This is a genomic window from Neisseria sp. P0021.S005, from assembly GCF_051956955.1.
The window spans coordinates 1-12,337 of record NZ_JBQCWY010000054.1 but is presented as its reverse complement, the minus strand read 5'-3'; the positions used below and the strand labels follow the sequence as shown (position 1 = coordinate 12,337).

Below are 12,337 nucleotides of genomic sequence, written 5' to 3'. Positions count from 1 at the left end.
ATACGGTACGCGGTAGGCTGGTTGGTGTTCATGAGGACCACCGTTCTTTTAAAGAGGGTGTATGGAACAAGAAAGACATGGTTTATGGCGTGATCGATACGGATTTGAGTGATAACAGTATGCTGACTTTTGGGGGTACTTATCAGAAAAATAAAGATATTCCCGATTTTGCCGGCGTGATTTTACCTTGTGAGGATCAAAAAACTGCGGCCTTCAGCTCCAGTCCGGCCTGTAACAATCCTTTGAAATTGCCACGTAATACTTATTTGGGTGAAACCTCATGGTCACGCCTGAATGCTGATAAATACAATATTTTTTCCGGTTTCAAACATGTCTTTGACAATGGATGGCAACTCAATGCCGAAATTTCTTATACGCGTAATGATTCAGATGCCAAAGTCGGACAATTTTTTCTGAAAAACGAACACGCGGCAGGTATTTCAGCATCTGCGGCAACGGGTTTCCTAACTGAAAAGGGAGAGGTTATCCCTTTTGAGCCTAAAGACAAGGCGTTGGCAAAATTAAAAGAATATCGTGATGGCGTCACGAAAACATATGAAGAGAAAAAAGCAGATTATGTTGCCCATCATTTCGATTCATCTGCTTTTGAACAATATCGCTCCCAAAGGGCGGCAGCACGTCGGGCAGGTTTCGATCAATGTATGCAGGACATTGGTTTGGATTTCCTATGCAACGACTGGCAGGATCCGGGTGTAGAAGTAGATAAAAAAGAGTTTATTGATAAGGAGCTTGCAAAGCAAGGAATTATTAACAATGCAGAAGGCCTGTTTCCCAACCGTCTATACGACTCAGCATACAATCTTCGCCACACATACAACCGCCGTTACAACTTCATGCCGTTGCACTATACCAAACACGATGTGCAATGGGGCTTTAAGCTGGATCTGACAGGTAATTACCGCCTGCTTGGGCGTGAACATGATTTCTTTGTCGGTTATGCGTATAACAATGAAAAAATTCGTTCTGCTTATACGGAAATATATCAAAACCGTTATTTTGTCCGTCCTCAAGGTTATGCAGGTGCAGGCAGTTGCGGCATTCATCCCGATGGTCCGGAGCGTAATCCTTTAGAAAAAGGTATTGTCGAACCAGATTGGCATATTTATAACGAAAAAGGTAATAACAAGATCTATGTGCCGGAATGCAGTGGCGCGCATGTGACCAAATATACTCCTCGTTTGGATGCAGAGGGTAAGCCTGTCTGGACAGTCAACGACAATGGTGAGCGCGTAATGGTGCAAGATCCTGTTTACGAATTGGATGCAAATGGAAACAAAATACAGGAGCGGGATGAAGAGGGAAATTTGAAATGGGCAAACCAATATCTGAAAACGCCGCTGTGGAAAACTGTTCAGGTTGCAGATGATCATGTTCCGGCGTTATACAATTATTCGAAATACCTTAACACGAATAAAACACATTCTTTGACTGTCAGTACCCGCTTTAATGCAACCAACCGTCTGCATCTCTTGGGCGGTATGCACTATACGCGCTATGAAACCACACAAGCCAAAGAAATGCCTGTACGCTATGGCCAGCCTGCTACGGCATTTCAAACTGAGAGCAGTAACAAAATCGACAAAGAACACTACACCTCAAAAATGCAAAGTCATAGGTTCACGCCATATGCAGGCATTACCTACGACCTGACACCGCAACAAAGCTTGTATGCCAGCTATACTAAGATTTTTAAACAACAGGATAACGTTGATGTAACCAGCAAATCCGTTCTTCCACCACTCATCGGGACTAACTATGAAATAGGTTGGAAAGGGTCGTTCTTGCAAGGCCGTCTGAATGCTTCGCTTGCCTTATTTGTTTTACAGCAGAAAAACCGAACCGTTGTCGATTTCGGATTTGTTCCCGATACTAGTCGTAACGGAGGTTCATTCCAAACCATCGCCAAACCTGTGGGTAAGGTTAAGAGCAGCGGTGCAGAACTTGAATTGGCTGGCGAATTGTCGGAAAACTGGCGTATTTTTGTTGGCTACACATATAACAAAAGTAAGTATAAAAATGCTGCAGAAGTCAATGCGGAGCGGTTGGAGAAAAACACGACTGCCGACCCATATAACTTCAGTAACTTCACGCCGGTACATATGTTCCGCCTCGGTACAAGCTACCGCTTGCCTCAAACTAAGTTGACCTTGGGTGGTGGAATATCCGCGCAAAGTCGCACAAGTAGCCTTTACAATATTCGCCAAGGAGGCTACGGACTTATAGATGGCTTTGTTCAATATGACTTTCACAAACACGGCAGAATCAGCCTGATCGGAACGAACCTGGCTGACAGGACGTATTTTGAAAACAACTACAACCGTACGCGAGGTCAAAACAATTTCTATGGCGAACCGCGGACAGTCAAATTGAAATTGGATTGGCATTTCTAGAGCGAATGGATCATTATTTGGTATGTGAACATTATTGGCCAAATTCCTGATAAAAGTATGGATTGAACATCCTTCTTTTTTGAAAGCTGTTTTCTAACAATGGCTGAAGTTGATTCGATAGCCGGCGTATTTTCAAATATTCATTTGTTTCAAGTATTCAGCTTTGAAGGCCGTCTGAAACATTGCGTTCAGACGGCCTTTTTGTTTTCGGATAAAATACAGCAAACTTTAAATCAGCTGCCTTTTAAGATGACGCCCGAAACCCAAAAACAGCTCAAAATTACCGATGTTTCCGCTAAGAAGCTCGAGAAACTCAACCTCCATACCGCATGGGATTTGGTGTTGCACCTGCCGTTGCGTTATGAGGATGAGACGCACATCATGCCGATTAAGGATGCACCAATCGGCGTGCCGTGTCAGGTTGAGGGCGAAGTCATTCATCAGGAAGTGACATTTAAGCCGCGCAAGCAGCTGATTGTCCAAATCGCCGACGGTTCCGGCAGCGTCCTTTTTCTGCGCTTTATCCACTTTTATGCCAGCAACCAGAAACAGATGGCGGTCGGCAAGCGCATCCGCGCCGTGGGCGAAATCAAGCACGGGTTTCACGGCGACGAGATGATTCATCCTAAAATCCGCGATGCCGAGAGCAGCGGTTTGGCAGAAAGCCTTACGCCGATTTATCCGACCGTAAACGGTTTAAATCAACCCACTTTGCGCCGTATTATTCAGACGGCCTTGGACGTTACGCCGTTGCACGACACCTTGCCTGATGCTTTATTAGGCCGTCTGAAATTGCCGCACCTTGCCGAAAGCCTGCGCCTTTTGCATTCGCCGCCGCCAAGCTTCACCATTCATCAACTTTCAGACGGCACGCTGCCTGCATGGCAACGGCTCAAATTTGACGAACTTTTGGCGCAACAGCTTTCTATGCGCTTGGCACGGCAGAAGCGCGTCAGCGGCTCGGCCACGGCATTGGGTGGCGACGGCACATTGACTCAAGCCCTGCGCCACGCTTTGCCGTTTGCCCTGACTGATGCGCAAGAAAGAGTTGTTTCCGAAATCTGCCACGATATGGCGCAAACCCACCCCATGCACCGCCTGCTGCAAGGCGATGTTGGCAGCGGCAAAACCATTGTGGCCGCCTTGTCTGCTTTGACTGCTATCGAATCCGGTGCGCAGGTGGCTGTAATGGCGCCGACCGAAATCCTTGCCGAACAGCACTTCATCAAGTTCAAACAATGGCTTGAGCCTTTAGGGCTTGAAGTCGTTTGGCTTTCCGGTAGCCAGCGCAAAAAAGCCAAAGACGAAGCCAAAGCCAAACTGGCTGACGGCACTGTCAAAATTGCCATCGGCACGCACGCCCTGTTTTCAGACGACGTCGAGTTTCAAAATCTCGGCTTGGTGATTGTGGACGAACAACACCGCTTCGGCGTCGCCCAACGCCTCGCCCTCAAAAACAAAGGGCGCGACGTCCACCAGCTGATGATGTCTGCCACCCCCATCCCGCGCACGCTTGCTATGAGTTTCTTCGCCGACTTAGACGTGTCCGTTATCGACGAATTGCCGCCCGGGCGTACCCCGATTAAAACCCGTCTCGTCAACAACGTCCGCCGCGCCGAAGTCGAAGGCTTCGTTCTCAACATCTGCCGCAAAGGGCAGCAGGCATACTGGGTCTGTCCGCTGATTGAAGAAAGCGAAACTCTGCAACTGCAAACCGCCACCGAAACCCTCGAGCAGCTTCAGGCAGCCTTGCCCGAACTCAACATCGGCTTGGTACACGGGCGCATGAAGGCCGCCGAAAAAGCTGAAGTCATGGCGGAGTTTGCCGCAGGCCGTCTGAACGTATTGGTCGCCACTACCGTCATCGAAGTCGGCGTAGATGTGCCCAATGCCGCCTTGATGGTCATCGAACACGCCGAGCGCATGGGCTTGGCGCAGCTGCACCAATTACGCGGTCGGGTAGGGCGCGGCGCGGCAGAAAGCGTGTGCGTCCTCCTGTTTGCTGAACCCTTGAGCGAACTCGCCAAAGCGCGGTTGAAAGTCATCTACGAACACACCGACGGCTTTGAAATCGCCCGCCAAGACCTCAACATCCGCGGCCCCGGCGAATTTCTCGGCGCGCGTCAAAGCGGCGTTCCCATGCTGCGTTTTGCCAATCTTGAAGAAGACTTACACCTTTTAGAACAAGCGCGCGAAATTGCCCCTTTGCTGATTGAACAAAACCCTGAAATCGTCGAAGCACATCTGGCAAGATGGCTTTCCAGCAGGGAAGGTTATTTGGGCGTATAAAATTTTCATGAAAAGAAAAAGGCCGTCTGAAATATTTCAGACGGCCTTTGATTTGGCTGGATAGGGGTTTAGAAACCTTGCGCCAACATGGCATCAGCAACTTTGACGAAACCGGCAATGTTCGCACCATTGACATAGTTCACTTTGTCGCCGACTTTGCCGTATTTCAGGCAGGATTCGTGGATGTTGTGCATGATGTCGAATAGGCGTTGGTCGACTTCTTCACGTGTCCAAGACAGGCGGATGGCGTTTTGACTCATTTCCAAACCTGAAGTCGCTACGCCGCCGGCGTTGGAGGCTTTGCCCGGAGCGTAGAGGATGCCGGCTTTGATAAATTGTTCGACCGCGCCCAAAGTTGACGGCATGTTCGCACCTTCGGCAACCACATAGCAACCGTTTGCCAGCAGGATTTTGGCGGCATCTGCATCCAATTCGTTTTGGGTGGCGCAAGGCAGGGCGACTTCGGCCGCGATATTCCACGGTTTTTGGTTTTCAAAGTATTGCAGGCCTTGTTCTTTGGCGTAAGTGGCGACGCGTTCGCGGCGTACTTCTTTCAGCTCGATCAAAGCGGCCAGTTGCGCTTCGGTCATACCGCTGTCAGGGAAGAGGACAAAGCCGTTGGAGTCGGAAACGGTCAATACTTTTGCACCCAGTTGGATGGCTTTTTCGGCAGCGTATTGCGCCACGTTGCCGGAGCCGGAAATCAACACGCGTTTGCCTTCGATGCTGTCGTTGCGGGTTTCCAACATGGCTTGGGCAAAATATACGCAGCCGTAGCCGGTGGCTTCAGGGCGAATCAGGCTGCCGCCCCATTCGAGGCCTTTGCCGGTCAGGACGGAAGCAAATTCGTTGCGGATTTTTTTGTATTGGCCGAACAGATAGCCGATTTCGCGGCCGCCTACGCCGATGTCGCCGGCAGGAACGTCGGTATCGGCGCCGATGTGGCGGTAGAGTTCGGTCATAAAGGCTTGGCAGAAGCGCATTACTTCGGCATCGGATTTGCCTTTAGGATCAAAGTCGGAACCGCCTTTGCCGCCGCCCATAGGCAGGGTGGTCAGCGCGTTTTTGAAGACTTGTTCAAAAGCGAGGAATTTCAACACGCCCAAATCGACGGTCGGGTGGAAGCGTAAGCCGCCTTTGTAAGGGCCGATGGCGGAGCTCATTTGAATGCGGTAGCCGCGGTTGACTTGGACTTGGCCTTTGTCGTCCATCCAAGTGACGCGGAACATAATCACGCGCTCCGGTTCAACAATACGCTCAAGTAGGCTTTGTTGGGTGTATTTCGGGTTTTTCGCCAAAAACGGATCCAAACTCATGAACACTTCTTCAACAGCTTGGTGGAAGGGTTCTTGGTTGGGGTTGCGTTGTTTAAGATTGGTAAACAGGGTGTTCAGGTCAGTCATTTTTCTACTCCTATTGAGTGAGATATTTCAATATTTATGTTTTGAAATATAGCTGTAAAAATTTTACTTGCCAAGAAAAATTTTACCTAGATTGTTGACATTATTTTTTTACCAATTTGTAAAAATGGAATTATATTTTAAATTCAATTAAAAATATATAAAAATATTTTATTAAATAGATTTAAATAAAAATAAAATACCGAGTAATTAAACTAGAAAATGTTGAAAATTTTTTTGTAAAAATTTAATTCAGCTCATAAATTTGTGTAAATTAGCGCTGAATTGTCAACATTGTTAATGAGTGTACTACGCGAATATGGGGAAGGTTGCCCCATTGAAGACAGAGAGGCAGGCCGTCTGAAAATTCGGTACAATACACAAGAAATTCCCACAACACATACATTAAGGAAACACATGAAAGCCTATCACGACCTTATGCGCCATGTTCTCGACAATGGTATCGACAAATCCGACCGTACCGGCACCGGCACGCGTTCCGTGTTCGGTTACCAAATGCGTTTTGATTTGAGTGAAGGCTTTCCGCTATTGACCACCAAAAAACTGCATCTGCGCTCGATTATTCATGAGCTGCTTTGGTTTCTTAAAGGCGATACCAACATCAAATACCTGAAAGACAACAATGTGTCTATTTGGGACGAATGGGCGGATGAAAACGGCGATTTAGGCCCGGTTTACGGCTACCAATGGCGCAGTTGGCCTGCACCCGACGGCCGCCATATCGACCAAATTGCCAACGTGGTGGAACAAATCAAGAAAAATCCCGACTCGCGCCGTCTGATTGTATCGGCATGGAATCCGGCTTTGGTCGACGAAATGGCCTTACCACCTTGCCACGCGCTGTTTCAGTTTTACGTTGCCAACGGCAAACTGTCCTGCCAACTTTACCAACGCAGCGCCGATATTTTCCTTGGTGTACCGTTCAACATCGCCAGCTACGCATTGTTGACCATGATGATGGCGCAAGTGTGCGGCCTGGAAGCCGGTGAGTTTATCCATACGTTTGGCGATGCGCATTTGTACAGCAACCATATCGAGCAGGCCCAGCTGCAATTAAGCCGTGATTTCCGAAAACTGCCGACCATGAAAATCAACCCTGAAGTCAAAGACTTGTTTGCCTTCAAATTTGAAGACTTCGAATTGGAAGGCTACGATCCGCATCCGCACATCAAAGCAGCCGTATCGGTGTAATCCAAGTTAAAAAACAAAAGACCGTCTGAAACTTCAGACGGCCTTTTTATTTAGGTAGATTTATTGACGTTTCGCGCCATAGCCACCGATTAAGTGTTCGGTTGCATCTTTGTTTTTCAAGCCGTAAGTGCCGCCAATTTCTGCAGCATTGGGGCCGTAAAATTTGCCGTTCAGGTTGCCACTTAACTTGTCATCGGCCGTGCTGACTTTGCCGGAGAAGAGGTTGCCGTCTTTCCAGCTTGCCGTACCTTTGAAATCGTAGTTTTTATCTGCTTTGGATACGCGCTTACCATTTTCCAAAGTATGGAAGTGTGAGTTTGATGTTTCAAAACGGATACCTTTGAGGCCGAAATCAACGATAGCCATGACATTGGAAGTCAACTGACGATTGTTATTATCGGTAACCACATAGGCAGTAGAAATACCTTTGTAGGTGGCTGTACCTTTAGCAGGCAGGGTCGTGAAGACAGTTTCATCGCCCAGGCTTTGGTAGCCTTGGTATACATGTCCTTTAGGGTCGGTGTAATGCGCGAAGGTTTGATATGTCCAGCCGGCCGCAGAAGGATCATGCAACACAATTTCTGTGCCATCGCCAAAATTGATGACATAGACACCGTCGAATTGTTTGTCGAATACCAAGCCATCTTGGTCTGGACGGAAATAGGCTAGATTATTGCTAACATTCTCATTAATTTCTGCTAGTTTAGTTCGATTTTCAAGATTTTTAGCGTGTGAAGTCTTTAATTCTTCAATCTTTGCTTTGATTTCCGTTACTTTTTTATTGTTAACTGGACCTGCTTCTGGATTTTCTTCTTTTTCAAGCTTTTCTTCTTCAGCCTTTAATTTTTTATAATCTTCAGCAATTTTGTCATCCAAAGTTGATTTGCCGTATGCGAATTCGGTATTTTTCTCCTTGCCCGTTTGTTCGCTGACATCAGTTTGAGTATTGCCTTTTGAATATACTTTGGCAATAACAGAAGCGTAACTTGTCCATGTAGGTTGGGTTGCGTTGCCATTAGAGGTCTTATTAAATAATACAACGCCGTCCATTTTGACTTCATCATTGCTGTTAAAGTCAATAGAACTGATCAGACCATTTTGGTTGCGGTCTTGATTGTCCGTTTGGAACATTTTGCCTGCGGCATCTTTGCGGATTTGTACGTTAGGGTTGGATTGCTGTGCACCTTTGGAAGAGATGAAATGTGTGTGCAAAGGCTGGGTAACGTTGGCCGGATCGATTGGAGCTTCATCGGTCAGTTCGGCAAGGTTGTCGGCACTGTTAGTAAGCGTAGTAGACGGAGCTTTCGGAGTGTTGGCATTGCTGTTGTTGGCAGGATTGCCATTGTTGCCAGCAGAGTTGCCGGTATTATTGGTAGGAGTTGCGCCGGTGCTTAAAGCAGATGAACCGCCGCCTCCGCCACCACCGCATGCGGACAAGATGGCTGCGCTGATGGCTGTAAAAACGATGGTTTTAAGTTTGGTTTGGATGTTTGACATGAGATTCCCTGTATGGTTATTCGCTTGATTAAAAGGTCGGAGAGATCGTTTATCTGATTTTTAAACCTTTAATATCTGATAATAACCATAAATCATAAAAAAATAAACAGTTTGTTTGCATTTCTGTACAAAAATTAATCAAAGGGAAGATGGTTGGGTGGATATTTTCTTAGTTAATTGTTTTATATGAATTTATTTTGAATATTTTAGTGAGTTCTATAGCTAGTCTGTTTCTTTTTAACAAACTTTTCAGACGGCCTTTTGAAGATAAAAAAGCAGTCGGACTTTATGGATGCTTTTCTCTCAACGGATAAGCGTATTTCCGTTAAAATACGCCTTCTTTTCCGATTCGAAACATTGCCATGCGCCTTACCCACATCAAACTCTCCGGCTTCAAATCTTTTACCGACCCGACTACGATTCATGTGCCGGGGCAGCTTGTTGCGGTCATCGGGCCGAACGGCTGCGGCAAGTCGAATGTGATTGACGCGGTGCGCTGGGTGTTGGGCGAGGCTTCGGCGAAGCAGCTTCGCGGCGAGAGTATGCAGGACGTGATTTTTAACGGTGCGGCGACGCGCCGTCCTGCGCCGAGGGCTTCGGTGGAGCTGGTGTTTGACAACAGCGACCACAGTTTGCAGGGGGCGTGGGGGCAGTATGCCGAGGTGAGCATCAAGCGACAGCTAACGCGTCAGGGAGAATCGACTTATTTCATCAACAATCAGACCGTGCGCCGCCGCGACATTACTGATTTGTTTCTGGGTACGGGCGTGGGCGCGCGCGGTTATGCCGTCATCGAGCAGGGGATGATTTCACGCATCATCGAAGCGCGGCCGGAGGAGTTGCGCGCCTATATCGAGGAGGCGGCGGGCGTGTCCAAATATAAGGAACGCCGTAAGGAGACGGAAGGCCGTCTGAAAGGCACACGCGAGCATTTACAGCGTTTGGGCGATTTGCAGAACGAGTTGGCGCGTCAGGTGGAAAAGCTCGAGAAACAGGCGGAAACCGCCGAACGCTACAAATCCCTGACCGCGCAGTTGAACCAGCAACAGGATTTGCTCGATTACGCCCAATGGCAGCAATCGCTTGCCGCTGCCGACAAAGCGACCGCGCAGCATCAGTCTTTGCAGGCGCAGCAGGACGAAACCGCCGCGCAGGTTCAGGCATTAAACGACGAAGTACACACCTTGCAGACCGCCGAACAGTCGCAACAGCAGGCGGTACATGAATTGAGCAACAAACGCGGTGTGTTGCGCGAGCAGATTGCCCGTTTGGAAGAACAAATCCGCCATCAGCAAAACCTGCACCAACGCATCGAACGCGACAAGCAGGCAGCGCAGGCGCAGTTGCAGCGCATCCATCAAGAACAGCAGCAAATCCGCGTCAAGCTGGAAGAAAACGAGTTGCAGGTCGAAGAAAAGCAAACCGAGTTGGCGGAATGGGCGATGCAGGTTGCCGAACACGAAGAGCGTCTGCCCGAATTGGAAGAAGCACAAGCCACGCTCAACGCCGCCTTCCAAACCCAGCAGGACGAGGCAAACCGCATCCGCCGCGAACTGGCGTTGAAACAGCAGCAGCTTACCCATGCCGAACAAACCGTTGCCAAACACGAAGAGCGCAAAGGTCGTCTGAAACAGGAAAACCAAGCCCTGAACCTGCCCGACGAAGCCGAGACCGCCGCCGCGCAGGAAGCCTCCGCCTTGTTGCAAAGCCAGCAAGAGCATTACGAAGAACAAATCATTGCCGCCGAAGAAGCCCTACACGCCGCCCGCGAAGCGTTTCAGACGGCCTCAAACCGCTTCCAAAGCCTGAAGCAGCAACACATCACCTTGCAGGCGCAGCAGCAGGCGTTGTCGCAAATCCTGTCGCAACAGCAGGAAGCCGCCGACTTCTGGCAGGCAACCGACCACGCCACCGCGCCGCAACTGTGGCAACACATCATCGCACCCGCCGAGTGGCAGCACGCCTTGTCCGTCATCCTTGCCGAACGCCTGCACGCCCGCTCCGTACCGCACAGCTTCGTTCCCCCCACGCCTTTGCCGCAGGGGCAGGCTGCATGGCTTTCAGACGACCTCTCCGGCGGTATCAAGAAATCCCTGCCCGTACAGGCATTGCTGAACCAAATCCAAGCGCAGCCGCCGTTTCAGACGGCATTGCACCACTGGCTTGACGGCATATTGTGCGCGCCCGATTTGAGCTACGCCCTCGCGCATCAAAGCGATTTGAGCGCACATCAAATCTGGCTTACGCCCGAAGGCCATCAGGTCGATAAAGTCAGCGTCCTGCTTTATGCCAAACCTGCGCAGGAAAGCCTGATTACCCAAAAAGCGCGTCTCGACGGCATCGCGTCCGAACTGGAAAGCCTCGCCCCCGAACTTTCTGCCGCCGAAGCCGCGTTCAAACAGGCGGAGGTTGCCGTGCGCTCGTCCGAAACGCAGCACAAAAACCTGATGCAGCAGCAACAGCAGCACACGCGCCAATACAGTCAAGCGCAGCAACGCGCCGCCGAACTCTTGGCGCGCACCAACCAAGGGCAAATCCGCCGCGAACACATCGAGCGCGAACTGGCGCAGTTGGCGAAAGAACAGACCGTATTGCAACACACGTCCGACGGGCTTTCAGACGACATCGTTACTTTGCAGGAAGCCGCCGCCGAACTCGAACACCAACAGCAAACCACCGCACATAGCCGCCAAGAGCAGCAAGGTCGTCTGAAACAGGCGCAGCTTGCCCTGTTGGAAGCCAACCGCCAATACGGGCTGGCCGAAGTCGCCGTCCACAAGCTCAACCAGCAAAAACAAAACTACCAGCAGCAAATCGCCCAGCTTGAACAGCAAACCTTCGACTGGCAGGAACGCCAACAAGAACTTGCCCTCGCCTATGAAACCGAGTTCCAAAACGACGAGCAGCACATCAAGCTCGAAGAATTAAGCGAAGCCGTACAGACTTTGGATGAAGAATATATCGTCGTACAGGAGAAACTCGCGCAGATTCAGGAGCAGGGCAGGGAGCAATACGCCCGCGTACAAACCCTGCAAACCAAGCTGCCGCAGCTTCAGGCCGCGACCCAAACCGCTCTGTTGCAACAGCAGGAAGCCCTGATTAACGCCAAACGCTACCATCAAAACCTGACCGAACGCGCCGCCGATTTGGACGCGCTCGAAGCATTGGCGAAAGAATCGCCGAAAGTATTGAACACCAGCATCGGCAGCCTCACCCAGCAAATCGAAGCCCTCGGCGCCGTCAACCTTGCCTCCCTGCAAGAACTTGAAGAAGCGCGCGAACGCGACGGCTACTACCGCAGCCAAAGCGAAGACGTGCAGGCCGCCATCACCCTTTTGGAAGAAGCCATCGCCCAAATCGACGACAAAACCAAAGAGCGTTTCAAAGAAACCTTCGATGCCGTCAACGGCAAAGTCCAAACCTTCTTCCCGACCCTGTTCGGCGGCGGCGAAGCCACCCTCAAGATGATAGGCGACGACCTCCTGACCGCCGGCGTGTCCATCATGGCGCGCCCGCCCGGCAAGAAAA

6 protein-coding genes are annotated in these 12,337 nt (G+C 49.9%); 4 read left to right on the top strand and 2 right to left on the bottom strand.

The features are described 5' to 3' along the window. On the top strand, positions 1 to 2,411 hold a 2,411-nt coding region (locus ACTHUE_RS05290), incomplete at its 5' end, for a TonB-dependent siderophore receptor (RefSeq protein WP_440423085.1). 249 nt (positions 2,412 to 2,660) lie between these two features. Next, positions 2,661 to 4,700, top strand: a complete 2,040-nt coding sequence (recG, locus tag ACTHUE_RS05285; RefSeq protein ID WP_070461511.1) for an ATP-dependent DNA helicase RecG — start codon at positions 2,661 to 2,663, stop codon at positions 4,698 to 4,700. 68 nt (positions 4,701 to 4,768) lie between these two features. On the opposite strand, the gene gdhA is transcribed toward recG, so the two are convergent. Then, positions 4,769 to 6,103 (bottom strand): NADP-specific glutamate dehydrogenase, encoded by a 1,335-nt coding sequence (gene gdhA, locus ACTHUE_RS05280; protein ID WP_003745850.1) that lies wholly within the window; start codon positions 6,101 to 6,103, stop codon positions 4,769 to 4,771. A 414-nt stretch (positions 6,104 to 6,517) separates the two neighbouring features. Between gdhA and ACTHUE_RS05275 the strand changes: the two genes are divergently transcribed. Beyond that, positions 6,518 to 7,312, top strand: a complete 795-nt coding sequence (locus tag ACTHUE_RS05275; protein ID WP_039861983.1) for a thymidylate synthase — start codon at positions 6,518 to 6,520, stop codon at positions 7,310 to 7,312. Positions 7,313 to 7,372: 60 nt separating this feature from the next. Here the strand turns inward: ACTHUE_RS05275 and ACTHUE_RS05270 are convergent, their stop codons facing one another. Further along, the gene (locus tag ACTHUE_RS05270) at positions 7,373 to 8,809 is read right to left on the bottom strand and encodes a transferrin-binding protein-like solute binding protein (protein ID WP_004519414.1); all 1,437 of its coding nucleotides are present in this window, start codon (positions 8,807 to 8,809) and stop codon (positions 7,373 to 7,375) included. A gap of 362 nt (positions 8,810 to 9,171) precedes the next feature. On the opposite strand from ACTHUE_RS05270, the gene smc reads away from it, so the two are divergent. After that, positions 9,172 to 12,337 (top strand): chromosome segregation protein SMC (gene smc, locus ACTHUE_RS05265; RefSeq protein WP_440423083.1); only part of this gene is annotated, 3,166 nt, incomplete at its 3' end.